The organism is Solirubrobacter ginsenosidimutans (genome assembly GCF_027587205.1).
Map to the genome: position 1 here is coordinate 61,298 of NZ_JAPDOD010000031.1, position 25,003 is coordinate 86,300.

At 71.1% G+C, this 25,003-nt stretch carries 26 protein-coding genes; 12 read left to right on the forward strand and 14 right to left on the reverse strand.

Annotated features, from left to right (window positions below):
* Positions 1 to 15: 15 nt before the first annotated feature.
* The 9 genes from argC to OM076_RS28075 all read right to left on the reverse strand — a co-directional run bounded on the left by argC (position 16) and on the right by OM076_RS28075 (position 9,688).
* The gene (gene argC / locus OM076_RS28035) at positions 16 to 1,008 is read right to left on the reverse strand and encodes an N-acetyl-gamma-glutamyl-phosphate reductase (RefSeq protein WP_270043426.1); all 993 of its coding nucleotides are present in this window, start codon (positions 1,006 to 1,008) and stop codon (positions 16 to 18) included.
* Positions 1,001 to 3,412 carry a phenylalanine--tRNA ligase subunit beta gene (gene pheT, locus OM076_RS28040; protein WP_270043427.1) on the reverse strand — a complete coding sequence of 804 codons (2,412 nt, stop codon included), beginning with the start codon at positions 3,410 to 3,412 and terminating at the stop codon, positions 1,001 to 1,003. The genes argC and pheT overlap by 8 nt, the downstream gene beginning before the upstream one ends.
* Entirely contained in the window at positions 3,409 to 4,464 is a 1,056-nt protein-coding gene (pheS, locus tag OM076_RS28045) for a phenylalanine--tRNA ligase subunit alpha (RefSeq protein WP_270043428.1), read from the reverse strand. The genes pheT and pheS overlap by 4 nt, the downstream gene beginning before the upstream one ends.
* Entirely contained in the window at positions 4,461 to 5,174 is a 714-nt protein-coding gene (locus OM076_RS28050) for a TrmH family RNA methyltransferase (protein WP_270043429.1), read from the reverse strand. Before OM076_RS28050 ends, pheS begins: the two co-directional genes overlap by 4 nt.
* 84 nt (positions 5,175 to 5,258) lie before the next feature.
* Positions 5,259 to 5,618, reverse strand: a complete 360-nt coding sequence (gene rplT, locus OM076_RS28055; protein ID WP_270043430.1) for a 50S ribosomal protein L20 — start codon at positions 5,616 to 5,618, stop codon at positions 5,259 to 5,261.
* Positions 5,615 to 5,818 (reverse strand): 50S ribosomal protein L35, encoded by a 204-nt coding sequence (gene rpmI / locus OM076_RS28060; protein WP_270043431.1) that lies wholly within the window; start codon positions 5,816 to 5,818, stop codon positions 5,615 to 5,617. Before rpmI ends, rplT begins: the two co-directional genes overlap by 4 nt.
* A 42-nt stretch (positions 5,819 to 5,860) precedes the next feature.
* Positions 5,861 to 6,436 (reverse strand): translation initiation factor IF-3, encoded by a 576-nt coding sequence (gene infC, locus OM076_RS28065; protein ID WP_270043432.1) that lies wholly within the window; start codon positions 6,434 to 6,436, stop codon positions 5,861 to 5,863.
* Between the two features lie 255 nt (positions 6,437 to 6,691).
* The gene (gene thrS / locus OM076_RS28070) at positions 6,692 to 8,644 is read right to left on the reverse strand and encodes a threonine--tRNA ligase (RefSeq protein WP_270043433.1); all 1,953 of its coding nucleotides are present in this window, start codon (positions 8,642 to 8,644) and stop codon (positions 6,692 to 6,694) included.
* 12 nt (positions 8,645 to 8,656) lie between these two features.
* Entirely contained in the window at positions 8,657 to 9,688 is a 1,032-nt protein-coding gene (locus OM076_RS28075) for a hypothetical protein (protein ID WP_270043434.1), read from the reverse strand.
* Between the two features lie 184 nt (positions 9,689 to 9,872).
* On the opposite strand from OM076_RS28075, the gene OM076_RS28080 reads away from it, so the two are divergent.
* From OM076_RS28080 to OM076_RS28100, 5 genes are all read left to right on the forward strand, one after another.
* Positions 9,873 to 10,463: a transglycosylase family protein gene (locus OM076_RS28080; RefSeq protein WP_270043435.1), complete on the forward strand. Its 591-nt coding sequence runs from the start codon at positions 9,873 to 9,875 to the stop codon at positions 10,461 to 10,463.
* A 13-nt stretch (positions 10,464 to 10,476) separates the two neighbouring features.
* Positions 10,477 to 11,532, forward strand: a complete 1,056-nt coding sequence (locus OM076_RS28085; RefSeq protein ID WP_270043436.1) for an aminotransferase class V-fold PLP-dependent enzyme — start codon at positions 10,477 to 10,479, stop codon at positions 11,530 to 11,532.
* Positions 11,529 to 12,062, forward strand: coding sequence for an LOG family protein (locus OM076_RS28090; RefSeq protein ID WP_270043437.1), 534 nt, complete (start codon positions 11,529 to 11,531; stop codon positions 12,060 to 12,062). The genes OM076_RS28085 and OM076_RS28090 overlap by 4 nt, the downstream gene beginning before the upstream one ends.
* Complete coding sequence (locus OM076_RS28095; RefSeq protein ID WP_270043438.1) at positions 12,059 to 13,474, forward strand: alpha-amylase family glycosyl hydrolase; 1,416 nt, start codon at positions 12,059 to 12,061, stop codon at positions 13,472 to 13,474. The genes OM076_RS28090 and OM076_RS28095 overlap by 4 nt, the downstream gene beginning before the upstream one ends.
* 163 nt (positions 13,475 to 13,637) lie before the next feature.
* Complete coding sequence (locus OM076_RS28100; protein ID WP_270043439.1) at positions 13,638 to 15,122, forward strand: Ig-like domain-containing protein; 1,485 nt, start codon at positions 13,638 to 13,640, stop codon at positions 15,120 to 15,122.
* Here OM076_RS28100 and OM076_RS28105 read toward each other — a convergent pair.
* Positions 15,109 to 16,422, reverse strand: coding sequence for a M20/M25/M40 family metallo-hydrolase (locus OM076_RS28105; protein ID WP_270043440.1), 1,314 nt, complete (start codon positions 16,420 to 16,422; stop codon positions 15,109 to 15,111). The genes OM076_RS28100 and OM076_RS28105 overlap by 14 nt on opposite strands.
* A gap of 50 nt (positions 16,423 to 16,472) precedes the next feature.
* On the opposite strand from OM076_RS28105, the gene OM076_RS28110 reads away from it, so the two are divergent.
* Positions 16,473 to 17,942 carry a serine/threonine-protein kinase gene (locus tag OM076_RS28110; RefSeq protein ID WP_270043441.1) on the forward strand — a complete coding sequence of 490 codons (1,470 nt, stop codon included), beginning with the start codon at positions 16,473 to 16,475 and terminating at the stop codon, positions 17,940 to 17,942.
* 13 nt (positions 17,943 to 17,955) lie between these two features.
* On the opposite strand, the gene OM076_RS28115 is transcribed toward OM076_RS28110, so the two are convergent.
* Both OM076_RS28115 and OM076_RS28120 read right to left on the reverse strand, forming a co-directional pair.
* Positions 17,956 to 18,492: a PASTA domain-containing protein gene (locus OM076_RS28115; protein ID WP_270043442.1), complete on the reverse strand. Its 537-nt coding sequence runs from the start codon at positions 18,490 to 18,492 to the stop codon at positions 17,956 to 17,958.
* 10 nt (positions 18,493 to 18,502) lie between these two features.
* Positions 18,503 to 19,306 carry a cupredoxin domain-containing protein gene (locus OM076_RS28120; protein WP_270043443.1) on the reverse strand — a complete coding sequence of 268 codons (804 nt, stop codon included), beginning with the start codon at positions 19,304 to 19,306 and terminating at the stop codon, positions 18,503 to 18,505.
* A gap of 114 nt (positions 19,307 to 19,420) precedes the next feature.
* Here OM076_RS28120 and OM076_RS28125 point away from each other — a divergent pair, with 114 nt between their 5' ends.
* Entirely contained in the window at positions 19,421 to 19,738 is a 318-nt protein-coding gene (locus OM076_RS28125) for an ArsR/SmtB family transcription factor (RefSeq protein WP_270043444.1), read from the forward strand.
* Positions 19,735 to 20,241 carry an SRPBCC family protein gene (locus OM076_RS28130; protein ID WP_270043445.1) on the forward strand — a complete coding sequence of 169 codons (507 nt, stop codon included), beginning with the start codon at positions 19,735 to 19,737 and terminating at the stop codon, positions 20,239 to 20,241. The genes OM076_RS28125 and OM076_RS28130 overlap by 4 nt, the downstream gene beginning before the upstream one ends.
* Here OM076_RS28130 and OM076_RS28135 read toward each other — a convergent pair.
* Positions 20,198 to 20,950, reverse strand: a complete 753-nt coding sequence (locus tag OM076_RS28135; protein WP_270043446.1) for a class I SAM-dependent methyltransferase — start codon at positions 20,948 to 20,950, stop codon at positions 20,198 to 20,200. The genes OM076_RS28130 and OM076_RS28135 overlap by 44 nt on opposite strands.
* Before the next feature lie 91 nt (positions 20,951 to 21,041).
* Between OM076_RS28135 and OM076_RS28140 the strand changes: the two genes are divergently transcribed.
* From OM076_RS28140 to OM076_RS28155, 4 genes are all read left to right on the forward strand, one after another.
* Positions 21,042 to 21,413 carry a hypothetical protein gene (locus tag OM076_RS28140; protein ID WP_270043447.1) on the forward strand — a complete coding sequence of 124 codons (372 nt, stop codon included), beginning with the start codon at positions 21,042 to 21,044 and terminating at the stop codon, positions 21,411 to 21,413.
* 12 nt (positions 21,414 to 21,425) lie between these two features.
* Positions 21,426 to 21,602: a hypothetical protein gene (locus OM076_RS28145; RefSeq protein ID WP_270043448.1), complete on the forward strand. Its 177-nt coding sequence runs from the start codon at positions 21,426 to 21,428 to the stop codon at positions 21,600 to 21,602.
* Between the two features lie 90 nt (positions 21,603 to 21,692).
* On the forward strand, positions 21,693 to 22,550 hold the full coding sequence (locus OM076_RS28150) for a MopE-related protein (protein WP_270043449.1): 858 nt from the start codon (positions 21,693 to 21,695) through the stop codon (positions 22,548 to 22,550).
* 84 nt (positions 22,551 to 22,634) lie between these two features.
* Positions 22,635 to 23,972, forward strand: coding sequence for a S8 family peptidase (locus OM076_RS28155; RefSeq protein ID WP_270043450.1), 1,338 nt, complete (start codon positions 22,635 to 22,637; stop codon positions 23,970 to 23,972).
* Between the two features lie 9 nt (positions 23,973 to 23,981).
* Here OM076_RS28155 and OM076_RS28160 read toward each other — a convergent pair whose 3' ends face one another.
* Positions 23,982 to 24,962 carry a polysaccharide deacetylase family protein gene (locus tag OM076_RS28160; protein ID WP_270043451.1) on the reverse strand — a complete coding sequence of 327 codons (981 nt, stop codon included), beginning with the start codon at positions 24,960 to 24,962 and terminating at the stop codon, positions 23,982 to 23,984.
* Between the last annotated feature and the right edge of the window lie 41 nt (positions 24,963 to 25,003).

The window sequence follows — 25,003 nt, forward strand, 5'->3', positions numbered from 1 at the left end:
CGAGCCACCGTGAGCTCAAAGCAGTCCCTCCGTCTCAGGCCGGTCGAACATCAGGTTCAGGTTCTGCACGGCCTGCGACGCCGCGCCCTTCCACAGGTTGTCGATCGCCGAGAAGACGATGATCCGCCCGGTCCGCGGGTCCTGGACCCACGAGATGCGGCAGAAGTTGGTGTCGCGCACGTCGATCACGCCGACCGGACCGGTGCGCAGCTCGACGAACGGCTCGCGGGCGTAGGAGTCGTCGTAGAGGTTCACCAACTCGTCCTCGCTCAGCTCCGCCGACGGCGTCACATACGCCGTGACGAGCTCGCCCTGATCGAGCGGCAGCAGGTGCGGCATGAACGTGATCGGCAGCGTCGCGCCGAGCACGCCGAGCTCCTGCTCGATCTCGGGCGTGTGGCGGTGGCCGTTGATCTTGTAGGGCGAGACGTTCTCGTTGGCGGAGATGAAGTGCGTCGCGTGGGTGGGCGCGCGACCGGCGCCCGAGACGCCCGACTTGGCGTCGATCACGACGTCGCCGATCACGCCCGCCTTCGCCAGCGGCGCGAGGCCGAGCAGCGCCGCGGTCGGATAGCAGCCGGGGTTGGCGACGAGATCGGCGCCCGCGACCTGCGCACGTGTCAGCTCGGGCAGTCCGTAGACGCCTTGGCCGAACAGCTCCGGCGCTTTGTGCTCGCCGTACCAGTCGTCGTAGATCGCGCGATCGCGCAGCCGGAAGTCGGCGGAGAGATCCACGACCCGCGTGCCCGCGGCACGCAGCTCCGCCACGACCGGCGCCGCCGCGCCATGCGGGTACGCGACCACCGCGGCGTCCACCGCGTGCTTGGAGACGTCGAAGATCTCGAGCTCGAGCGGCACCCGCGTGCGCGGGTGGACGTCGTCGAGCCGCTGACCCGCCTCCGCGCGGGCGGTCACATGCGCGAGCTTGAAGAACGGGTGGCGATAGAGCAGTTGCGCGGCGATCGCGCCGGCGTAGCCGACGCCGCCGAGGACGCTGACCTCAACCACGCAGCTCACCCTCGAGCTTGCTGCGCACCGCCTCCACGATCTTGTTGCGCTGCGGCGCGATCTCCTCGTCGGTGAGCGTGCGGTCGCCCGCGCGGAACTCCAGGCGGACCGCCAAGGACGTCTGGCCCTCACGCGCGTACACGTCGAACACGTGCACGCCGCGCAGCAGCTTGCCGCCCGCGCCCTTGACGACCTCGACCAGCTCAGCCGACGTCCGGTCCGCCGGCACCCAGAACGCGAGGTCCTGGCGGATGCCCGGGAACGACGTCAGATCCTCGTAGGCGGGGACGAAGTTCGCGTGCGGGAGCACCGGGCCGAGGTCGAGCTCGAACCCGGCGACCCGGCCCAGGTCCCACTCCGAGGCGACGCCCGGGTGGACCTCGCCGAGCCAGCCCACGTCCTCCCCGCCGACGATCACCCGCGCCGCGCGGCCCGGATGCAGGAACGGATCGGACCCGCGCACGACGCTCCACTCGACGCGCAGGGCGCCCAGCAGGGTCGTGAGCGCGCTCTTGGCGGCGAAGAAGTCCGCCGCCGGCGGGTCGCTCTCGCCCCACGAAGCCGGGCGCAGGCGCCCGGTCATCAGCGCGGCGAGATGCATCCGCTCGTCCGGGAGCGGCGTCGAGCGCGCCTCGGCTGCGGTCAGCTCGCGCCCGTGCGGGCGGTCGAAGTAGACCGAGCCCTCCTCGAAGAGCCGGACGTCCTCGCGCCCACGGGCGACGTTATGGCGTACGGAGGTGAGCAGCGACCCGAGCAGGGTCGTGCGCATCACCGAGAGATCCTCGGAGAGCGGGTTGCGCAGCGTGATCGCGGGAGCGTCGAAGCGCAGCTTGCGCGCCATCTCGGGCGCCTCGAAGCTCCAGCCGATCGCCTCGGAGAAGCCCGCGCCGACCAGCGCGTCGCCGGCACGGCGACGCAGCCGCTGCTCCACTGTCAGGCGGCCGGAGGCGCCGTGGGCGGGCAGCGTCGAGGGCAGCTTGTCCAGCCCCCAGAGCCGCGCGACCTCCTCGATCAGATCGACCTCGCGGGTGACGTCGTTGCGCCGGACCGGCGGAACGATGACCTCGAGCGCGTCGCCCGTGTCGGTGACGCCGAAGTCCAGGCGCTCGAGCAGCTCGGCCTGGTCGCCGAGCGGGACCTCGGTGCCGAGCAGGCCGGTGACCTTCTCGTCGCGCAGCCGAATCGTCTTCGGCGGCGGACCGTCGCCACCCACGTCGACCGTGCCGGGCACGAGCCGCGCGCCGGTCAGCTCGAGCATCAGCTGGGTCGAGACCGCCTGGCCCCACATCGCGATCTCCTGCGCCAGCGACTTCTCGAAGCGCGAAGAGGCCTCCGTGCGCAGATTGAGGCGCTGCGACGTGCGCTGCAGGTTCGGCCCGTCCCAGTTGGCCGCCTCCATCAGCACCCGCGTGGTCGTCGGCTGGACCTCGGAGCGCTGCCCGCCCATGACCCCGGCGATCGAGGTCGGGCCGTCGTCGTCACAGATCAGGCCCATGTCGGAGGTCAGCGTGCGCTCGACGCCGTCCAGCGTCGTCATCTTCTCGCCGTCCTGCGCCCAGCGGACGACCAGATGCCCGCCGGCGACGAGGTCCCAGTCGAACGCGTGCAGCGGCTGGCCGGTGAGCAGCATCACGTAGTTGGTGATGTCGACCACGTTGTTGATCGGGCGCTGCCCGCTCGCCATCAGCCGCGCCTTCAGCCACGGCGGCGACTGCGCGATCTTCACGTCCTCGAACAGCCGCGCGGTGAAGCGCGGGCAGAGGTCGGGCGCCTGGACCTCGATGTTCACGCCCGCGAGCTCACCCGCGATGCCCGGGTCCTCGAGCCACGGCGGCGGGTTCAGCGGCGCGCCGGTCGCGGCGTGCACCTCGCGCGCGGCGCCGTAGATCGACAGGCAGTCGGGCCGGTTGGAGGTGATCGCGAGCTCGAGCACGTCGGTCGCGATCGGCAGCACGTCGGCCAGCGGCGTGCCCTCCTGCAGGTCGTCGTCGAGGACCATGATCCCGTTGTGGTCGAGGCCGATCGCCAACTCGTCCTCGGCCAGGATCATCCCCTGGGACTCCACGCCGCGCAGCTTGGAGCGCTTCAGGCGGGCGCCGTCGGGCATGACCGCGCCGGGCAGCGCGACGCCCACGACCTGACCCGCCGCGACGTTGGGCGCGCCGCAGACGATCTGGGCGACGTCGCCCTCGCCGGTGGAGACGTGACAGACGGAGAGGCGATCGGCGTCCGGGTGCTGCTCGCGCGTGAGCACCCGCCCGACGACGAAGTTGTCCAGCGCGGTGACGCCGTGGGTGAAGACGCGGTCGACCTCGGTCCCGGTCAGGTCCAGGCGCTCGGCCAGCTTGGCCGGCTGCAACCCCGGATCGACGTAGTCCGTCATCCAGAACAGGGGCAGCCTCATCCGAATTGCTCCAAGAGTCGAAGGTCGTTCTCGAAGAACATGCGCAGGTCGGGCACGCCGTGCTTGAGGAAGGCGATCCGCTCGATCCCCATGCCCCAGGCGAAGCCCTGGTGCTTCTCGGCGTCGTAGCCGGAGTCGGCGACGTAGCCGTAGAGGTTCGGGTCGACCATCCCGGAGCCGAGGATCTCGATCCACGACGTGCCCTTGCACAGTGGGCAGCGCGACCCGTCGCGCAGGAAGCCGTGCTTGCAGTTGAAGCAACTGACGTCGAGCTCCACCGACGGCTCGGTGAAGGGGAAGAAGTGCGGCCGCAGGCGGACCTTGCGGTCGTCGCCGAAGATCGCCTGGGCGAACGCGAGCAGCGTGCCCTGGAGGTCGCTCAGCGTCAGCCCCTCGTCGACCGCCAAGCCCTCGACCTGGTGGAACTGCGGCGTGTGGGTCGCATCGTTGTCGGGCCGGTAGACCCGCCCCGGGACGATGATGTAGAGCGGCGGGCCCTGCTTCTCCATCATCCGCACCTGCATCGGCGAGGTCTGCGTGCGCAGGACCACGTCGTCGGCGACGTAGAACGTGTCCGACTCGGCCCGCGCCGGGTGGTGCGGATCGTGGTTGAGCGCGTCGAAGTTGTAGTAGGCGAGGTCGATCTCCGGTCCCTCGACCACGCGGTAGCCGAGGCCGACGAACACGTCCTCGATCTCGCGCCGGGTGGCGGTGAGGATGTGCAGGTGGCCGGCGGGCAGCGCCGGCGTGCCGGGCAGCGTGACGTCGACGACGTCCGCGGCCAGCGTGGCCTCCAGCTCGAGCGACTGCAACTCGGCTTCGCGCGCGTCGACCGCCGCCTGCAGCGCCTGGCGCGCCTGATTGGCGCCCTTTCCGACCGGACCTCGCTCCTCGGGCGGCAGCTTGCCCACGTCGCGCAGCAGGTTCGGGAGCTCGGCTTTACGGCCGAGGAAGTGCACGCGCACCTCTTCGAGCTCGGCGGTTGCGGTGGCGGCGGCGACGGCCGCCTCCCCTTCGGCGCGCAATGCGGCGATCCGGTCGGCGGTGCTCATGGGCGGGTGATCCTAGTGTTGATCTGGTAGAGGGCGACGGTCGCCGCCATCGCGGCGTTGAGCGAGTCGGCGTGGGCGATCGGGATGTGGGCGACGTCGTCGCAGGCGGCGACGAGGGCCTTCGGCAGGCCCTCGCGCTCGGAGCCGATGAACAGCGTCATCTCCCCGTCCACCGGCAGCTCGCTGAGGGGCGCGCCCTCGCGGGCGACCAGCGCGACCTTGCGGCCGGGGACCTCGCCGAAGTTCCTGACGCGGGCGATCGGGACGGAGAACAGCGCGCCCATCGAGGCGCGGACGGCCTTGTGCCCGTACGGGTCCGCGCTGCCCGGGCCGAGCGCGACGCTCGAGGCGCCGAACGCCAGCGCGGAGCGCAGGATCGTGCCCACGTTGCCGGGGTCCGCGACACCCCACAGCGCGACGCAGCGCGGGCCGACGGGCTCCGACCAGCGCTGCGGGTAGACGCCGAGCGCTCGCGTGCCGGAGCCGAGCTGGGAGACCGTGGCCAGCACGTGCGGCGCGACGGGAATGCCCTCGAGCCCGCTGCCGGTCGCCGCGTAGCGCGCCGACGCGTGCCAGCCGGCGGCGTCGGCGGCCTCGAGCAGGTCCTCGCCCTCGGCGACGAACTCGCCCAGCTTGTCGCGCCACTTCCTTCCGGCGAGCTTGCGGATCTCTTTGAGCGCTTCGTTGTGGGGGCTGGTGATCTCGGTCATGTCGTGTCGGCTGGAGAAACAAAAAAGGGCGCCGCTCCGACATGGAGGGGCGCCCTGGAAAGGCTCGGCGGTGTTCGGGTAAAGCTAAGCCGCCGAGGCCTCGCGGGCGCGGTCGACGAATCGGCGGAAGGTCTCGGGGTCGCGCACGGCGATGTCGGCGAGGACCTTGCGGTCCAGCTCGACGCCGGCCAGCTGCAGGCCGTGGATGAACGTGCCATAGGACATGCCCTCGGCGCGCGCGGCGGCGTTGATGCGGGTGATCCAGAGGCGGCGGAAGTCACGCTTGCGGTTGCGACGATCGCGGTACGCGTACGCGTCCGCCTTGAACATCGCTTCCTTGGCGCGCTTGTACGAGGAGTTGGCCTCCCCGCGGAAACCCTTGGTCCGCTCGAGGACCTCGCGGCGCTTCTTACGCGCGTGGACTGAACGCTTTACGCGGGTCATCGGCCCTGCCCGTGGAGCAGTTGGCTGGCACGGCGCGCATCGCCCTTGACGAGGTTGATGTCCAGGTGCATGTGACGCTTGCGCTTAGGCGACTTCTTCTCGAGGATGTGGCTCGAGAAGGAGTGGCGAGCCTGGACCTTGCCGGTGCCAGTGACCTTGAAGCGCTTCTTGGCGCCGGAGTGAGACTTCATCTTGGGCATGACGAGGGCGGCAGTATAGCCGCCCCAGTCGCGCCGATCGATCTACGAGGCCGGTTTCTCGTCCGCGGGGGCGGTCCGGGCCGGGCCGAGCATCATCGTCATGTTGCGGCCGTCCTGCTGGGGACGCTGCTCCACGACGGCCAACTCCGCCAGGTCCTCCGCGAGCCGGTTGAGAATCATCTCTCCCCGCTCGGGGTGGGCCATCTCGCGCCCGCGGAACATGATCGTCACCTTGACCTTGTCGCGCGCCTTGAGAAAGCGCGTGACGTGGCCCTTCTTGGTGTCGTAGTCATGCTGCGCGATCTTCGGCCGGAACTTGATCTCCCGGACGTTGATCTGCTGCTGATGCTTACGAGCCGACTTGGCCTTCTGGGCCTGCTCGTACTTGTACTTCGAGTAGTCGAGGATGCGGCACACCGGCGGCTTGGCGTCGGCGGCGACCTCCACTAGGTCGAGGTCCTTCTCCTGCGCTCGGCGCAGGGCATCTTGGGTGCGCATGATCCCTACCTGCTGGCCGTCCTCATCGATGAGACGGACCTCAGGAACGCGGATGCGTTCGTTGATGCGGGTGGTATCGCGCTCCGGCGGTTGCCGGTCGAACCTTCTCGGGACCGGCACTAGCTGGGGGTGTGTGCGCGTGGCGTCAAGAACGCAGCGCAGTCTGGAGACGCGTATTCAATGCCAAGGAGTATAGACGCGTTTGCGCGAGCGTGTGGGGAAACCTGCGGGTCAGCACTCGGACCGAAGCGCTCAACGCACCGCTAGCGGTGCCGATTGACCCGGTTGCTCCTCTTGTTGGAGAGCGGCCCGGGACACGGATGTGCCAGGGCAATGTGGGTCACCCGCGGGGCAAGGATGCCCACGGGTAGCCCCTTATTCTTCGTCCGCGCCCAGCTTCGCGCGGAGGTCCTCGAGCGTCAGTGCGCCCTGGTCACCCTCGCGGTGCCGGCGCACCGACAGCGTGTCGGACTCGACCTCGCGGTCGCCCAGCACCAGCATGTACGGGATCTTGCGCAGCTCCGCCTCGCGGATCTTGCGCCCAATCGACTCCGTGCGGCGGTCGACCTCGACCCGGAACTCCCCGAGCGCGGCCTGGACCTTGTCGGCGTGCTCGACGTGGCGGTCCGACACCGGCAGGACGATCGCCTGGACCGGCGCCAGCCAGACCGGGAACTCGCCCGCGTAGTGCTCGACGAGCATGCCGATGAAGCGCTCGAAGGAGCCCATCAGGGCGCGGTGGATCATCACCGGGCGATGCTCGGCGTTGTCGGCGCCGGTGTAGACCAGCTCGAAGCGCTCCGGCATCACGTAGTCGAGCTGCACGGTGCCGAGCTGCCACGAACGGCCGATGGCGTCGGTCATGTGCAGGTCGATCTTCGGGCCGTAGAACGCGCCGTCGCCCTCGTTGACGTCGTACTTGAGCCCGTGGTTGTCGAGCGCGCGCTGCAGCGCGGCCTCGGCGCGGTCCCACATGTCCTCGGTGCCGATGCGCTTCTCCGGGCGGGTGGACAGCTCAAGGCGCGGCTCGAACCCGAACTTGTCGTAGATCGCGAAGCCGAAGTCGAGGCAGCGGATGACCTCTTCCTCGATCTGGTCCTCGGTGGCGAAGATGTGGGCGTCGTCCTGCGTGATGTGGCGCACCCGCAGCAGGCCGTGCAGCGTGCCCGACGGCTCGTGGCGGTGCACGAGGCCCTGCTCGGAGTAGCGGATCGGCAGGTCGCGATAGGAGCGGCGCTGGGACGCGTAGAGCTGCGTGTGCGCCGGGCAGTTCATGGGCTTCAGGCCCATCGACTGGCCCTCGACGTCCGTGAAGTACATGTTGTCGCGGTACACGTGCCAGTGCCCGGAGCGCTTGAAGAGCTCGGCGTCGTAGAGGATCGGGGTCTTGACCTCGCGGTAGCCGCGGGCGCCGTTCTCGGTGCGCCACAGCTTGGTCAGCTCGTTCCAGATCGCCATCCCGTTCGGGAACCAGAACGGCGAGCCCGGCGAGAGCTCGGAGAACATGTAGAGCTCGAGCTCCTTCCCGAGCTTGCGGTGGTCGCGCGCGCGGGCCTGCTCGAGGCGCTCCACGTGCTCGGCGAGCTCCTCCTTGGAGGCGAACGCGGTGCCGTAGATGCGGGTGAGCATCTGACGGTTGGCGTCGCCACGCCAGTACGCGCCGGCGACGGACGTGAGCTTGAAGGCCTTGGCGCGGCCGGTGCCCGGGGCGTGCGGGCCGCGGCAGAGGTCGTAGAAGTCGCCGTTCTGGTAGATCCCGACGCTCGGCACGCCCTGGTTCTTGACCAGGTCCTCGATCAGCTCGACCTTGTAGGGCTGATCCTCGCGCAGGAAGTGCTCGATCGCCTCGCCCACCGGCAGCTCGGAGCGCACGAACGGCTCGTCGGCCTTCACGTGCTTCTTCATCTGCGCTTCGATCTTCGGGAAGTCGTCCTCGTTGATCGTGACGCCGGGCGGGAACTCGAAGTCGTAGTAGAAGCCCTCGGCGATCGGCGGGCCGATCGAGACCTTGGTCCCCGGGTAGAGCTCGAGCACGGACTCGGCCAGCACGTGCGCGATGTCGTGGCGCAGGAGCTTCAGCGCGTCCCCGTCACCCGCCTTGGCGGTGACGATCTCGACCGGCTGCCCGTCGACGAGCGGGTACGACAGGTCGACGATCCGCCCGTTGTCGTAGGCCGTCCCGTCCCGCTTCTCCGTCTTGTCGCCATCGAGGACGCGGATGGCCATCGCGGCCCGGGCGAGGCCCGGACCGATGTCGGCGGCGAGATCGGCTCCGGTGGAGCCGTCGGGAAGTTCACGGACAGAGCCGTCGGGAAGAGGGACGCGCATCGCGCGCTAAGGCTAGATCACGTTGATCTTCACGCTCTTCGCGGCCGTGTTGCCGTCGGTGCCGGTGAGTTCGAACCGCAGCTTCTGCTTGCCCTTCTTGGCGTTCGCCGGGACGCGGAACGAGAACGAGGTCGCGCCCGCCTGGAGCGTGAGGTGCTTGACCGTCTTGCCCAGGGTGAGCGTGGCCTCGGTGTCGGCCGAGCTGCCCAGCACGACCTTCAGCAGGCGGTTACGGCGCACGGACTTCGCGAGGGTGACCAGCGAGGCGCGCAGGGGCGTCGCCGAGGACGCGGACGAGGACGAGGGATCGAAGCCGCTCGGCACATCGATCGGCACGAACTGGGTGTCGGGCGGCGGCGCGAGATCGGCCTGCGGCTCGGCGAAGAGGACGTCGTCGATCGCCGCGAGGTCGGTCTGCGGGGTGTCGACGACGCCGGGGGCGATCGGCGCCGTGCCCGCGCGGACCTGCACCTCGGCGATGCGCTCGCCGTCGCGGAAGCGCACGCCCACGAAGCTCAGCCCGTTCGGGCCGGGCGGGACGGGCACGTCAAGGATCGTCGCGCCGCGCGAGTCGAGGAACGTCACCGAGGCGCCACCCGTGGTGTCGACGTCTGAGAGCACGACCCCGAACGCGCTCGTGAACGCCTGACGCGGCGTGCCGGGCACGTTGAAGCGCACGTTCGTGTAGTTGGAGCCGACCGGCGAGAAGAGCTTGTCCCCGGAGTAGCGCGGGAACCCTCCACCCCACGGCGAGCCGTTGGAGATCTCGGTGCCGATGCCGGGCGTGTCGAACTCCGCCCCGCGCTGGCTGCCGAAGAACCCGCCGGGGAACCGGTTCGGGAACGTGGCGGTCGCCGGCACGCCGTCCCAGTTGATCTCGGAGCGCTTCTCGCCCGCGTCGGCCTTGAAGGCGTTGATGGTCGCGTCGAGCGAGGCGGGCGTCGCCCCCGACACGGTGCGGATCTCGGGGGCCGCGGACGCCACCGCTGGTAAGGCGAGCGCGACGACGGCGGAGAGCACAGAAATTCTCAGGAGCGTGGCCATACGGGAGCTGACGCCATCGCCACGCCCACCATTCCCGCCAAACGAAGGGGTCAGACCCCTCAACAATTGATTTGGCTCTACAGCGGGGCTCGCAATGTTGAGGGGTCTGACCCCCCCTTTGTGACCCCCCTTTGCGGGGTCTCGCTAGGGTGCCCCGTTCGCAAGCGACAGCGAAGGAAGTGACATGCGAACGACCACGACCGCCGTTTTGGCCGTGGGCGCGACCGCCTTGGCCATCCCGACCGCCGCCCAAGCGCAGACCGTCCAGTCCTCGGTCCAGGCCCCGCTCGCCGGGCACCTGACCGTCGCCTCCCAGATGAAGGCCGAGCACACCGAGCTCGCCCAGCAGCGCCTCACCCGCAAGGCTTGGCGCCTCGCCGACAAGGTCGCGGACGCCCGCGGCCATGGCTTCTCGCCGCGCGATTACCGCCGGCGGGTGAAGGACGAGCCGCCCGCCCGGCTCGCCCGCCGCGTGCGCACGCTGCGGCGCGACCTCAACGACGCCCGCCGCGACGCGCACCGCCGCCGGGCCGCCGCGCAGAACGCCCCGGCCTCCCCCACGCTCGAGGCGATCGCCGCCTGCGAGTCCGGGGGCAACCCCGGCACGGACACGGGCAACGGCTTCTACGGCAAGTACCAGTTCACGCTGCAGACGTGGCAGAGCGTCGGCGGCGAAGGGAACCCGGCGGCGGCCGGCGAGGCCGAGCAGAACCGCCGCGCGGCGCTGCTCTACGCCCGCGAAGGAGCCTCGCCCTGGCCCGTGTGCGGCCGTTAGTAGTCTCGAAACCATGGCCCTCCGTGACGAGTTTCCGGTCCTTGAAAAGGTCGCGTATCTGAACGCCGGCACGGACGGGCCGATCCCGCGCGCCGCCGCTGAACTGGTCCAGCAGGAACTCAACAGCTCGCTCGCGGACGGGCGGACGTGGCCGCACTTCGAGCGCCGCATGCAGTTGCAGACCGACCTGCGGGCCGGCTACGCGCAGTTGATGAACTGCGAGCCCGACGACGTCGCGGTCACGACCGGGACGAGCTTCGGGCTCGGCTGCGTGCTCGCGGGGATGGACCTCGGCACGGGCGACGAGATCGTCACCTCCGACAACGAGCATCCCGGCCTGCTCGGCCCGTTGATCGCCGCCCGCCACCGCGGCGCGACGGTCAAGCCGGTGCCGTTCGCCGAGCTGGCGAACGCGGTCACCGCGACGACGACGCTCGTCGCCGCCTCGCACGTGAACTGGATCACCGGCGAGCTCGCCCCGGACCTCTCGAGCGTCAACGTCCCGGTGATCCTCGACGGCGCGCAGGGCTCCGGCGCGGTGCCGGTCGACGTCCAGGCGCTCGGCTGCGCCGCCTACGCCGCCGCCGGCCAGAAATGGCTCTGCGGGGCGGACGGCACCGGGATGCTCTACGTCCAGCCCGAGTTCGGCGAGCGGGTGCGGACGATCGCGCCGACCTACGGCTCCTTCGAGGACGCGTCGCGCGGGCTGGAGTCGACGCTGCGGGCCGGCGGGCGGCGCTTCGACGCCGCCCTCTCCCGCGAGGCGCTCGCGTTCTCGTTCGCCGCGCTGGAGGTGCTCGTCGCGGCCGATCTCGACGCGTCGATGGAGCGGGCGGCCGACCTCGCGGAACAGTTCGCGACCGGGCTCGCCGACGCCGGCTACACGGTCGCGCCTCGTGGCCGGTCGACGCTCGTCGCCTGGGAGTACCCCGAGCCCGCGGAGGCCCGCCAGCGGCTCGCCGACGCCGGCATCGCGGTGCGCGACCTCCCCGGGTTCCCGTACCTGCGCGCGTCGGTCGGCGCCTGGAACGACGAGTCCGACCTCCAGAAGCTGCTCGCGGCGCTGTGAAGACGATCTGCGTCTACTGCGGGTCCAACCCTGGAAAGGACCCGGTGTACCTCGAGGCGGCCACCGCGATGGCGCGCACGTTCGCCGAGCGCGGCCTGCGGATCGTCTACGGCGGCGCACAGGTCGGCGTGATGGGCGCCGTGGCCGACGCGGCGCTCGCCGCGGGCGGCGAGGTCGTCGGCGTGATCCCGCAGCTCCTGGTCGACCGCGAGGTCGCGCACCAGGGGCTGACCGAGCTGCACGTCGTCGAGAACATGCACGAGCGCAAGGCGCTGATGGCCGAGCTCGCCGACGCGTTCGTCGCGCTTCCGGGCGGGATCGGCACGCTCGAGGAGCTGATCGAGGTCTACACCTGGAGCTACCTCGGCATCCACGACAAGCCGCTGGCGGTGCTCAACACCGCGGGGTTCTATGACCGCTTGACCGCGTTCCTGGACCACGCGATGCATGAGGGCTTCCTGCGCCCGGAGCACCGCTCCCGGCTGCTGGTCGCCCCCGACACCGAGGCGCTGCTCGCGGCCTGGACATGACCTGGTGGCGCGACGGGGCGATCTACCAGGTCTACCCGCGCTCGTTCCAGGATTCAGACGGCGACGGCACCGGTGACCTACGAGGCGTCCGCCGGCGCCTGCCGTACCTGAAGTGGCTCGGCGTCGACGGCGTCTGGCTGTCGCCGTTCTACCGCTCGCCGATGGCGGACTTCGGCTACGACATCTCCGACCACCGTGACGTCGACCCGGTGTTCGGGACGCTGAACGACTTCGACGCGCTGGTCGCCGAGGCGCATCGCCTGGGCCTGAAGCTGATCCTCGACTACGTCCCGAACCACACCTCGATCGAGCACCCGTGGTTCCGCGAGCGCCCCGAGTTCTACCTCTGGGCGGACGAGGTCCCGAACAACTGGGTGAGCAACTTCGGCGGCCCGGCGTGGACGCGCGACGACGCGAGCGGGCGCTTCTACTACCACGCCTACCTCGAGCAGCAGCCAGACCTGAACTGGCGCAACGAGGACGTCCGCGCGGCGATGCTCGACGTCCTGCGCTTCTGGTGCGAGCGCGGCGCCGACGGCTTCCGGATCGACGCGCTGCGCCAGGTGATCAAGGACGCGCGGCTGCGCGACAACCCGCCCAATCCGGACTGGAACGAGGGAGACGACCCGTACTGGGCGCTGCTCCCCGAGTTCACGAGCGACCGCCCCGAGCTGCAGGACGTCATCCGGCAGTTCCGCGACGCGGTCGGCGAGGACCGGCTGCTGCTCGGCGAGCTCTACCTCCCGATCGAGCGGCTGATGGCGTACTACGCGTCCGGGCTCGACATGCCCGCGAACTTCCACCTGCTCACCACGCCGTGGACCGCGCGCGACGTCGCAGACCTCATCGAGCGCTACGAGGGCGCGCTGCCCGACGGCGCGTGGCCGAACTGGGTGCTCGGCAACCACGACCGCCCGCGACTCGCCTCCCGCCTGCCGCCCGGTCACGAGCGGGCCGCCGCGTATCTGCTGCTCACGCTGCGCGGCACGCCGACGCTCTACTACGGCGACGAGATCGGCATGCACGACGTCGAGATCCCGCCGGACAAGCGCGTCGATCCGTGGGCGTTCGGCAACCGCGACCCGGTCCGCACGCCGATGCAGTGGGACGCCGCCGGGTCGTTCACGACGGCGCGCGAGCCCTGGCTGCCGTTCGCCGCCGACCACGGGCGCGTCAACGTCGAAGCGCAGCGCGACGACCCGTCCTCCCTGCTCTCGCTCTACCGCCGCCTGCTCGCGCTGCGCCGCACCGAGCCCGACCTGCGCACCGGCGCCTACCGCACGCTCTCCGCCGACGACAACGTGCTGCGCTTCGCCCGCGGCGACACGTTCGAGGTCACGATCGACTTCGAAACCGGCGCCGCCGCCCTCATCCGGTCCGCACACGGACCGGATCGCGTCAACGAGTGGTGACCATGCGATTCCGCACGTTGCGGCATGGGAACCCAAAGGTCATCGGAGCCGCGCCGAGCCCGTGTTCCAGTCGGCGCCGCCACCGCGGGGCTGAGTTGTTCCTGCTCGTCCGGGGGGTGATCGCCCTTGGGCGGGCGGGATCAGCCACGTACTCTCTACGGGGATGCGTACCGCTTTCCTGTGCATCGTTGCGCTGGTGCTGGCGCTTCCGGCATCCGCCGGCGCTGCGACGTTGACGCTGCAGAGCGGGACGCTGACCTACACGGCGAGCCCGGGCCACGCCAACTCGGTGTCCGTGAACCCGCTCCTCGGGACGGTGGCGATCGCCGTCGCCGACGACGACCTGATCGCCGCGGGCCCCGGCGGCTGCAGCGCCGTCTTCGCCCTCCCGCCCGACTCGGCCTACGCGTGCGCGGGCGTCAGCCGGATCGTGATCAACGCTGGCGATCTGAGCGACTCGATCACCGCGGCGGACACGCTCGCCGTCCCGCTCACGCTCAACGGTGAGAGCGGCGACGACAACGTGCGCGGCGGCGGGGCGGGAGACGTCATCAGCGGCGGTGACGGGCAGGACTCGCTCTTCGGCGGCGACGGCGACGATCTACTCGACGGCGGCAACGGCGACGACACGCTCGAGGGCGAGGCGGGTGGCGACACGCTGCTCGGCGGCGAAGGGCTCGACACCGCGCGCTACACGGCCCAGACCGCCGCGCCGCCGTTCACGATCACCCTCGACGGCACGATCGGCGACGGCCGGCCGGGAGAGGGCGACACCGTCGCCTCCGACGTCGAGAACGCCACCGTCGTCGGCTTGCGCGCCGGGCTGCCGCCACTCGAGACGATCGTCGTGCCGGAGGCGACGACGCTCGTCGGCAACGCGGACGCCAACGAGCTGACGACCGACGACGGGAACGACACGCTCATCGGCGGCGCCGGCAACGACGTCCTCGACGCGTTCGGCGGCGACGACACGATCGACGCCCGCGACGGCTTCGTCGACCGCGTCCACTGCGGAGACGGCAACGACACCGTCACGGCGGACACGCGCGATCTCGTCGACGGCGACTGCGAGTCGGTCTCGATCGCCGAAGTCGGCGACGGAAGCGACGACCACCCGCCGACCGTCGCCTGGGCGGCGCCTGCGGCGGGCGCGCGGCTGCCGGCGAACCCCGCCAACACCCTGCAGGCGTTCGCCGAGGACGACCGCGGCGTGGCGCTGGTGCGCTTCCTCGACGACGACCGCGTCGTGTGCGAGGACGCGTCGGCGCCCTACACCTGCGATTACCGGGCACGCGGCGGCGACGTCGGGCGCAACACGCTGACCGCGGTCGCCGTCGACACCGCGGGCCAGACGACGAGCATGCAGCGCGCCGTCGTCGTCAGCCGCTTCCGCCCGCGGGTCACGCTCGCGGTCAAGCGCTTCGTCGCGAGCGGGCGGGTGGTGCGCCCCGCCGCGCTCACCAGCGCCTGCTCCGGGACGGTCGCGGTGACGGTCCGCTGGGGCCGCCGCCGCGCCACCCGCCACGCCAAGGTCACGCGGAAGTGCGCCTACCGCGTCACGCTGCCGCGGCGCCGCGGCAAGGTCACCTCGCGCTACGGCGGCAGCGCGCTGATGGTCGCGCGCAGCTCCCCCGTCAGGTCGAGCTGAGCTCCTTCAACAGCAGGGCCTCGGCGAGCGCGATCCCGGCGATCTCGCCCAGGTCGACCGACTCGTTGGCCGCGTGGATGCGGGCGAGGTCGGAATCCTGCGCGCCCCAGAGCACGAACGAGGCGTCCGGGTAGGCCGCCCGCAGCTTGGCGACGAGCGGGACCGACCCGCCGCTGCCCATCCGCGCGACGGGCTTGCCGAACGCCTGCTCGAGCGCGCGCTCGGCCTCCGGCAGCGCGGGCAGCGCGATCGGGGTCGAGGCCGGCTCGACGACGACGTCGATCCGCGCGCCCCACGGCACGTTCGCGCGGACGTGACGCTCGACGGCCGCCAGCGACTGCACGGGGTCGGCGCCCGGCGGGACGCGCACCGCGATCTTCGCCCGCGCCTCGGGGATGACGATGTTTCCCGCGCCCTCGACCGGCGGCGCGTCCAGGCCCAGGACCGAGATCGCGTGGCGCGCCCACACGCGGTCGCTGATGGCGCCGCTGCCGACCAGCGCGACGCCGTCCAGGACGCGCGCCTGGCGGCGGAAGTCCGGCTCCGGCCACTCCGTGCCGTCCCAGTCGCCGTCCTGGAGCCCTTGCACCGCGACGCTGCCGTCGTCGTTGTGGAGCGTGGCGATCAGGCGGTTCAGCGCCAGCAGCGCGTCCGGCGCGGCGCCGCCGAAGTGGCCGCTGTGCAGCGCGCCGTCGAGCGTGCGCAGCGTGACGACGAGCTTGCCGTGCCCGCGCAGCGTCTGCGACAGCGTCGGCTCCCCCACCTTCCAGTTGCCGTTGTCGGCGATCACCATCACGTCGGCGCGGAGCAGGTCGGGCTGCTCGTCGACGACGCCCAGCAGCGCCTGGCGGCCGTTCTCCTCGGAGCCCTCGACCACGAGCTTCACGTGCACCGGGGGCGCGCCGTCGAACGCCCGCAGCGCGGCGAGGTGGGCGACGATGCCCGACTTGTCGTCGGCGGCGCCGCGCCCGTAGACGCGCCCGTCCTTGACGGTGGGCGTGAACGGGTCCGTCTCCCACCCGTCGGCCGGCGCGGGCTGGACGTCGTAGTGCGAGTAGAGCAGGACCGTCGGACCGGCGCCGGGGAAGTCGGCGACGAGCGTCGGCGCCTCGCCGGGGACGTCGACGCGCTGGATCTGCGCCGCGCGCGCATCGCGCAGCAGCTCCTCGACCAGATCGGCCGCCTCGTCGAGCGGCTCGCGCGGGTATCCCTCGAACGCGATCGACGGGATCGCCACGAGGCGCTCGAGGTCCGATTGGAGGCGTTCGCGGTCCACCGTAAGGGCTTGATCGACGTGCATCGCGGCCACGATACGACCGACATTGCTCAGCGGCACGTCACAATCGAAGGGTGACCGACGTCCTCGAAGGCGCTCATATCGCGGGCTGCCGGATCGAGGCGGTCGCCGGCCGAGGTGGCATGGGCATCGTCTATCGGGCGACCCAGTTGTCGCTCGGGCGCCCCGTGGCGCTGAAGCTGATCGCGCCCGAACATGCCGCCGACGCGGGGTTCCGCGAGCGCTTCCAGCGCGAGTCGCGGATGGCGGCGGCGATCGATCACCCGAACGTGATCCCCGTCTATGAGGCGGGTGAGGAGGACGGCCGGCTCTACCTCGTCATGCGCTGGGTGGCGGGCACGGACCTGCACCGGCTGTTACGCGCCGAGGGGCGCGTGGAGCCGCAGCGGGCGGCGGAGATCGTCAACCAGGTCGCGGGCGCGCTCGACGCGGCGCACGAGGCCGGGCTGATCCACCGCGACGTCAAGCCCGCCAACGTCCTGCTCAGCGGCGAGCACGCCTACCTCGCCGACTTCGGCCTCACCCGCTTCGCGGGCGCCGACACGCTGACCACCGCCGGGCACTTCCTCGGCACGGTCGACTACATGGCGCCGGAACAGTTCCATCCCGGCCCCAACGACGCGCGGGCGGACGTCTACGCGCTCGGCTGCGTGCTCTACGCGGCGCTGACCGGCGCCCCGCCGTTCCTGCGCGAGACCGTGCCCGCGACGATGCTCGCGCACCTGCACGACCAGCCGCCGCAAGCCTCGCGGACGGCGGGCGTGCCGCCCGGGTTCGACCGCGTCCTGGCGCGGGCGCTGGCCAAGTCGCCGGAGGACCGCTACCCGTCGGCGGGTGACTTCGGGCGGGCCGTGCTGGCCGCCGCCGAGGGTCGCTCGGTGACCGAGGAGGAGCGCTCCGTCGCGCGCGGCGCCGCGGCGCCGACGATCCGCCGCGAAGGCCGCCTCTGGTCAGGCGTCGAGAAGCTGCCGCCGGTCGGCGTCCCGGATCCGGTCGCGGAGCAGGAGCCGCCCGCACCCGCCGAGACCACGCCGATTCGCCGCTACCGCGCCAAGCGCCGGCGCCGCCTGTGGGCGTGGGGCTCGGGCGTCGTGGCGATCGCGGGCGCGGCCGTGGCGATCGCGGTCGTCCCCGGCGGCGCCGACACCCCGAAGCCGGGCGAGCCCGTCTCCTCCGGCGAGGTCGAGCGGATGGCCAACTCGTTCGCCTCCGCCTACGGCGACGAGGACGCGGCGCGGATGTCGCGGCTGCTGACCGCCGACGCCCAGCGCGTCTCACCCACCGACAACCAGACCGGCCGCCACGACGTGGTGGCCGCCTATCAGAGCCAGTTCAACAGCAAGGCGATCACCGGGTTCGAGCTCAAGGGCCTCTCGGCCGAGAGCGGCCCCTCAGGCCGCGCGACCGCCCGCTACACGATCACCTACGACGGCGCCAAGCCGACGACCGGCCAGATGACGTGGGTCGTCATCAGCGAGAAGGGCCGCCCGCGCATCTCGCTGATCGCGTTCGTCCCGGACTAGCTAGCGGGCGCCACTAACAGGTGTTGGCGGTGCGCAGGGTCACCTTGGTGCCCTTGGCGACCGCGGTCCCGGCGGGCGGGCTGACGGAGCAGACGGTCGGGCTGCCGAGCAGGCGGTCGAGCCAGTTGGTGTCGTCCTGGATCACCGGGGTCAGGCCGGTCGCCCTCACGGCGGCGGTCGCGTCGTCCGGTGACCGGCCGAGGACGTTGGGGACGTCGACGCGCATATCGCGCACATAGCGCAGCGCGTCCGCGGCGGGTCGGCGCCCGGGCGAGCTCGCCGTGACGTCGATCACGTTGCCGCCCGGCTGGAGGTCGACGTCGGCGGTGAACTCGCCCGCGCTGACCGACGCCGCCGTGCCCATCACTTCGACGGTGGCGTCCGCCGGGGTGACCGTGCCGTGGATCGAGATGTGGTCGTCGCGCGTGGTTCCGCCGCTGTTGGGCGCCTCGAGCTTGAGCTTGACGCGCGGCTCGGTCGCGGGGCGCGGGGTCTCGCCGCAGGCGCTCACGACGAGGCCGGCGGCCAGCAGGATGACGAGACGGCGCACGACCTAGAGGCTAGCCAGGACGGACGGTGGCCTTCGCGTGCGTGATCAGCTTCCTTCCCCCAGGGGGCGTCAGCGCGACCGCGACGCTGACCCGCAGCCGGCGCGCCTTCGCGAGCGTCCGGCGCGCGCGGGCGTTGAGCGCGACCGAGAACGACACGGTGCCGGACGCGGTCGACTTCTTCAGATACGTGCCGACCTTCGTCTTGCCCGCCAGCACCGTCACCTCCAGGCGCGAGGCCGGCTCCTCGACGCTCACCGACCCGCGAACGCGCGTGCCGCGCTGGGTCCCGGCGAGCTTGAGCTTCAGCGTCCTCTGCTTCGGCGCGGCGGCCGTGGGCTCCGCGGTCGACCCGGGAGCCGGCGGGGTGGCGGTGGCACCGGGCGTGCCGACCGGGTCAGTGGTTGCCGTGGGAGTGGCGGTTGCGCTGGGCGTGGGCGTCGCGGCGGCGGCCACGACGACCGTGCCGGTCATCTCCGGGTGGAAGTCGCAGACGAACGGGTAGCTGCCGGGAGCGTCGAACGTGCACTCCGCGCTCCAGCCCGGCTTCGTGGCGCTGGCCGGCAGACCGGGGCAAGCGCTGGGCTGCTTGTCCGTGAAGTGGGCGTCGTGGCGGCTGGCACCGCTCGGGTAGGCGAACGTGACCGTCTGCCCGGGCGTGATCGTCACCGTCGTGCCGCTGGTGCCGTTCGCCTGCCACGCGTAGTCGATCGCGGTGAAGCTCCCGCCTGCCGCCGCGCCGCTGTACGCCAACGCCGGCGCTGCCGCGCAGGCCATCGCCGCCGCGACCAGCAGCGCCTTTCTTCCGACCCGCAAGTTTCTCGCCCTCCGTGTCCGGTCCGACTCCGTCGCGGGGAGATACGCCGACGCGGGTGGGTCGGTTCGAACAAAGTTTGACATGTGACCATTTGGTCACGTATTGTGAGGAACGTGACCGACGACGACCGCGTGTTCAAGGCGCTGGCCGATCCGACCCGGCGCCACCTGCTCGACCGCCTCTTCGTGCGGGACGGCCGCACGCTGACCGAGCTCGAGTCCGAGCTGGAGATGACCCGCTTCGGCGTCATGAAGCACTTGCGGGTGCTCGAGGAGGCGAACCTCGTCGTCGCGCGCCGGTCGGGCCGGGAGAAGCAGCACTTCCTGAACCCGGTGCCGATCCGGCTGATCCACGACCGCTGGATCGACAAGTACACGGAGCGCCGCGTCTCGGCGCTCGCCGACCTCAAAACCCAGCTGGAGAGCGCATGAGCACCGAGACCGCCACCAACACGACCCAGGTCTACCGCGTCTACATCCGCACCACGCCGGAGCGCGTCTGGGACGCGATCACCCAGCCGGAGTGGACCGAACGCTACGGCTACGGCGGCGTCGCCGACTTCGACCTCCGGCCGGGCGGGCGTGCGATCCAGCGCCCGGGCGCCGCCATGAAGGCCTACCCGGGCGTCCCGGACGTCATCGTCGACGGCGAGATCCTCGAGTCCGACCCGCCGCGCAAGCTCGTCCAGACCTGGCGGATGCTGATGGACCCGGCGATGGAGGCCGAGGGCTTCACCCGCCTCACCCACGAGATCGAGCCGATCGACGGCGGCGTCACCAAGCTCACCGTCACCCACGAGCTCGAGGGCGCGCCGGCCCTGGCCTCGATGGTCGCGGGCGAGAGCGAGTCCAGCGGTGCCGGCGGCGGCTGGGCGTGGGTGCTCTCGGACCTCAAGACGCTGCTGGAGTCGGGCGAGGCGATGGCACAGCGCTGAGCGCGTAGCGGAAGGTGTTCTCGAGGCGGTAGGAGCCGTCCGGCCGCCGGAACGGCTCCGCGGCGCTGACCATGGCGGCCAGCGCCTCCGCCTCGGGCACCCCGGCGACGCCGCGGGCGAGGAAGCCGTGCCCCAGCTCGAAGCGTTCGCGATCCCGAACCTCGTACGGGACGCTGACCGTGGCGTGGGTGGAGAGTGTTAGGCCGGCAGTGGCGACGGTCTCGACGAGGCGCTCGCAGAAGCGCGGCGCCGGCGGCTCGGTGCTGACGGCGCCCCAGACGGCGTCGAGCTCGCATTCCTCGCGCGGACCCCAGACGCAGATCGCGATCGCGGCACCGGGCTTCGCGACCCGCACCCACTCGCGCAGCGCGACGTCCGGGTCATCGGCGAACTGCAGCGAGTTGAAGCTCGTGACGGCGTCGAAGGTGTCATCCGGCCACGGGAGCTCGTCCATCGGGCCGACGCAGAAGTCGGCGCCGGGCGCGACGCGGCTGGCGATCGCGATCATCGCCGGCGCCGCGTCGATCCCGCTCACGTGCGCGCCGCGGGCGAGCGCCTGGGCGCAGAAGTGGCCGCTGCCGCAGCCGACGTCGAGCAGCCGCGTGCCCTCGGTGAGCTGCAAGGCGTCAGCGATCTCACGCTGCGCGGGCGCGGGGAGCCCGGCCCAGTGGTCGGCGAAGGTCGTCGCTTCCTCGTTGAACACGTCCATGAGAGCTAAGACCGAGAGATCGCCGGAAGTTCATCGGGGCCGTCACAAACCCCGTCACCGCGACCCGGTCGCCACCGTTGTCCTTGGTGATATGCCCCGATTCCTCACTCTCCCCCTCCTGATCGGCGCCCTGGCCCTCCCCGCTTCCGCCAGCGCCGACGTCCCCATCCACAGCGCGATCTCGATGCGCCTCGTCGACTCCCACCACGCGACGATCGAGTTCGCCTCTCCGGTGCTCCCGCGCAAAGCCGACGGCAGCATCGACGCCCGCTACGTCTTCGCCCCGGGCAAGAGCCCGTCGGCGATCAAGAAGGTCGGCATGCACGGCACCGACACCCGCTACTCCTCGACGGTGACGTCCAAGAACGCCTGGCGCGTCAACGTCCGCTACACGGTCCGCCTCAAGATCGCGGGCCAGAAGGACATCGTCCAGAAGATCAAGCTCATCGACGCCCGCCACTGACACGATGACGGGATGGAAGCCGCCGTGCGCGCCGCGCTCGCCACCGACCTGCCCGCCACCGCGCGGCCCGTCACCGACGATGCCGAACGCCGTGCGGTGATCCGCGCGATCATCGACGAGCTCGACGGCGATCGCGACTATGACGAGTGGGTGGCCGGCGCCCCGCTCGCGGAGATCACGTTCGTGTAAGTCGTGCGAACATTCCTGTCGGCGGGTGCGTACCCGTCGACAGGCGCGTGTTCGGCTGCGGACACGCCAGCTTCGCTAGGGTCGGTGGCGATGGGCGGGAAGGCGGTTCGCTGGATCTGTGCGCTGGCCGGGGTGGGCGCATTCATGGCACCGGGGGTGGCTCGCGCCGACACGCCGGTGACGAGTCTGCGCCCCTGGGCGGCCGACAACACCTACCTCGCCGAGGACGATCTCGACGGCCGCGCGCAGCCGACCGTCGAGCCCCGCACCGTGGTCAATCACGTGCGCAAGGGCCAGTGGGTCAAGATCGAATGCCAGACCGTCGGCGAAGAGGTCTACGGCAGCGCTCTGTGGGACCGGGTCAATGGACTTTACGTTCCAGACCACTACCTCAAGACGTACACGACCGGCTTTCTCGACGGCGCGCCGCGCTGCGACGCCGCGCCCACTCCGCCGCCTGATCAGGACGGCGACGGCTACCCCGCCGCGCAGGACTGCAACGACCTCGACCCGGCGATCCACCCGGGCGCGATCGAGATCCGCGGCAACGCCGTCGACGAGAACTGCGACGGCCTGCGCGAGGATCTTCCGCCCCTGACGGCCAACGTCTCCTCCAACTGGCGGGTCAAGGGCGCGCGGGTGACGGCCGATCGGCTGCTCGTCACGAGCGGCAGCGCGAACCTGACGATCGAGTTCCGCTGCTCGGGCAAGCACTGCCCGATCAAGCGCCGCACCCTCAGCGCCGCCGCCGGCGGGCGCGTCAACGTGCTCAACACGATCAAGCGCTATCGCCACCGGTTCCGCGCGGGCCAGACGCTCGAGATCCGCGTCACCGCGCCGGACAAGGTCGGCAAGGTCGTGCGCTACCCGCTCAAGCGCGGGCGCACCCCGGTCGCGCAGACGCTGTGCCTGGCGCCGGGCGCCACCGCGCCGTCGCGCTGCTCCTGACCCCGTAGAGCGTGCAGGCACGCCTTGCGGTGGGCCAGGACGCACCCCTTCCGAGGGCTCCGGGAGGGGCGTACAGTCGAGCGAATGCACGGTCGTTCGCTGACTGGTGGCGGTGCCTCCTACCACTCTATATTTTTGCTCGTCGGGGTCTTCGCGGCAGCGATGTTCTTCTCGGGCACTGACCCCGCCGGCGCCGCACCGGGGCAGCCCGGGGAGCGGGCGCGGATCGTGGTCGGCTTCAAGCCCGGCGTGGCGCGCCCGCAACGCGAACAGGTGCTCGTCCGCGGCGACGCGGTGCTCACCCGCGACATCGGCGCATTGAGGGCGAACGCCGCCACGGTCCCCGCGGATCAGCTCGAGGCGATCCTCGCGCGGCTGCGCGCGGAGCCGTCGGTCGCCTTCGCGGAGCTCGATCAGCCCGTCAGGCTCGTCCGGCCGGTGATCGTCGGAAAGCGACTGAACCTGGGCCGCATCGCCAAGGTCCCCGACGACGAGGGCTTCTCGCTGCAGTACGCGCTCAGCGACAGCTCCGACCACGACATCGACGCGACCGCGGCGTGGAACTCCCGCACCTCGTGCTCGACCGTGGCGGTGATCGACACCGGCATCGACACCGGACACAAGGACCTGAAGGACAACATCTGGGTCAATGAGAAGGAGAAGAGCGGCAACGGGATCGACGACGATCACGACGGCTACATCGACGACTACAAGGGCGTGGACCTGACCGACGACAAGGGCTCAGGGGTCGACCAGAACGGTCACGGCACCCACGCCGCCGGCATCATCGCCGCCGAGGGCGACAACCAACGCGGGGTGAGCGGCCTGTGCTGGAAGTCGCGGCTGATGTCCATCCGGATCATGGACGCCGACGGCGCCGGCTACACCAGCAGCTCGGCCGAAGGGATCGTCTACGCCGTCGACCACGGCGCACGGATCATCAACGCCAGCTACACCTCCCCCACGCCGAGCGACCTCGAACGCAACGCGATCCAGTACGCCCAAGACCACGACACGCTGATCGTCGCCGCCGCCGGCAACGACGGCCAGAACGCCGACACGCACCCGTCCTATCCGGCCGCATACCCCAACGACAACGTCATCTCGGTGGCCGCGACCACCGACCGCGACAAGCTCGCCTCCTACTCCAACTACGGCGCGCAGAGCGTCGACCTGGGCGCGCCCGGCGACGCCATCGCGTCAACCTGGGATGACGGCGGCTATCGGGACGCCTCGGGAACCAGCATGGCCGCCCCGCTCGTCGCGGCCGCTGCCGCGATGCTCCGCAAGGCCGGCGCCGACACGTTCGGGCAGATCCGCAACCTGCTGCTCAAATACGCCGACGACAAGAGCAGCCTGAAGGGCAAGGTGGCGAGCGGCGGCCGGCTCAACATCAACCGTGCGCTGAACGCGGTCGACTAGACGCCGCCGTCAGGGCTCGCCGGAGAGCAGCATGTCGTGCAGCTCGCCTCCGGTGGTGGCGCGCGTGACCTGGATGCGGCCCAGCGGCTGCCCCGCCCCTGCCTGCGCCCGCGCGTTGACGTCTTGCGTGAAGACCGCGTCGTAGCGCTGCGTGAGCCAGCCGAGGAGGTCGCCGGGGATCCGCGAGTCGTTGGTGCCGTCCTGGCCGTAGCTGCCGTACGGGGGAGTGAAGGCAAGCGGCCGGTAGGCGGAGATGTGATCGGCGAGCGTCGTCTGACCCCAGGCGATGTCGGAGTGGACGCGGTCTTGCCAGCCGTCGAAGTCCTCCCCCTGCTGTGCGTAGGCGTAGAACGGTCCGTAGTCGTCGGGTCCCGGGCCGTAGTGGATCTGCGTGTGGCCCTTGCCGGAGTGCAGTTGCAGCTGCCAGCGCCCGCTGTCCTGCATGGTCGCGAGCTCGTGCCACCTGAGGTATTCCGGATCGCCGCCGTCGACGCGCCCGACGTCGACGAACATGACGGCGTCGAAATGCAGCTTGCGCAGGATGTCGTCGGCGCCGGTCCAGGAGTCGGCGCGCGCGTCGTCGAAGGTCAGCAGCAACGGTCGCGGTGGGAGATCGACCGGCTTGTTCTCTACGAAGTCGATGAACGTCTGCAGGTCGACGGTCTCGTAGCCGGCATGGTGGATCATCGTCATCTGCTTGGCGAAGTCCGCGGTGTCGACGCCGTAGGCGGCGTCCGCGGCGACCGAGAAGCCGCTCTCGGGGCCGATCCCGTGGTAGAGGAGGACCGGGATGGCCGACCGATCCGGCGGGAGCTGCTGCCACGTGTGCTGCTCGTCCTCGGTCAGGGCGGGGACGTCAGGCGCGGGGAGCGGTGTCCGGGCGGCGGCCGGCGCCGTCGGCTCGGGGGCCCGAACCGACGAGTCGCCGCAGGCCGCCGACCCGAGGCACAACCCGCAGGTCAAGGCGGCGAGCACCGCGGCCGATCTCATGCGGAGCGCGACTCTAACCATCACAGCCAACAGTTGCTCGC

Coding starts and splice junctions, on each gene's coding strand:
- pheT (WP_270043427.1), bottom strand. CDS start 3,412: ATGAGGCTGCCCCTGTTCTGGATGACGGACTACGTCGATCCGGGGTTG.
- pheS (WP_270043428.1), bottom strand. CDS start 4,464: ATGAGCACCGCCGACCGGATCGCCGCATTGCGCGCCGAAGGGGAGGCG.
- OM076_RS28050 (WP_270043429.1), bottom strand. CDS start 5,174: ATGACCGAGATCACCAGCCCCCACAACGAAGCGCTCAAAGAGATCCGC.
- rplT (WP_270043430.1), bottom strand. CDS start 5,618: ATGACCCGCGTAAAGCGTTCAGTCCACGCGCGTAAGAAGCGCCGCGAG.
- rpmI (WP_270043431.1), bottom strand. CDS start 5,818: ATGCCCAAGATGAAGTCTCACTCCGGCGCCAAGAAGCGCTTCAAGGTC.
- thrS (WP_270043433.1), bottom strand. CDS start 8,644: ATGCGCGTCCCTCTTCCCGACGGCTCTGTCCGTGAACTTCCCGACGGC.
- OM076_RS28075 (WP_270043434.1), bottom strand. CDS start 9,688: ATGGCCACGCTCCTGAGAATTTCTGTGCTCTCCGCCGTCGTCGCGCTC.
- OM076_RS28080 (WP_270043435.1), top strand. CDS start 9,873: ATGCGAACGACCACGACCGCCGTTTTGGCCGTGGGCGCGACCGCCTTG.
- OM076_RS28085 (WP_270043436.1), top strand. CDS start 10,477: ATGGCCCTCCGTGACGAGTTTCCGGTCCTTGAAAAGGTCGCGTATCTG.
- OM076_RS28095 (WP_270043438.1), top strand. CDS start 12,059: ATGACCTGGTGGCGCGACGGGGCGATCTACCAGGTCTACCCGCGCTCG.
- OM076_RS28100 (WP_270043439.1), top strand. CDS start 13,638: ATGCGTACCGCTTTCCTGTGCATCGTTGCGCTGGTGCTGGCGCTTCCG.
- OM076_RS28105 (WP_270043440.1), bottom strand. CDS start 16,422: ATGCACGTCGATCAAGCCCTTACGGTGGACCGCGAACGCCTCCAATCG.
- OM076_RS28130 (WP_270043445.1), top strand. CDS start 19,735: ATGAGCACCGAGACCGCCACCAACACGACCCAGGTCTACCGCGTCTAC.
- OM076_RS28135 (WP_270043446.1), bottom strand. CDS start 20,950: ATGGACGTGTTCAACGAGGAAGCGACGACCTTCGCCGACCACTGGGCC.
- OM076_RS28140 (WP_270043447.1), top strand. CDS start 21,042: ATGCCCCGATTCCTCACTCTCCCCCTCCTGATCGGCGCCCTGGCCCTC.
- OM076_RS28145 (WP_270043448.1), top strand. CDS start 21,426: ATGGAAGCCGCCGTGCGCGCCGCGCTCGCCACCGACCTGCCCGCCACC.
- OM076_RS28150 (WP_270043449.1), top strand. CDS start 21,693: ATGGGCGGGAAGGCGGTTCGCTGGATCTGTGCGCTGGCCGGGGTGGGC.
- OM076_RS28155 (WP_270043450.1), top strand. CDS start 22,635: ATGCACGGTCGTTCGCTGACTGGTGGCGGTGCCTCCTACCACTCTATA.
- OM076_RS28160 (WP_270043451.1), bottom strand. CDS start 24,962: ATGAGATCGGCCGCGGTGCTCGCCGCCTTGACCTGCGGGTTGTGCCTC.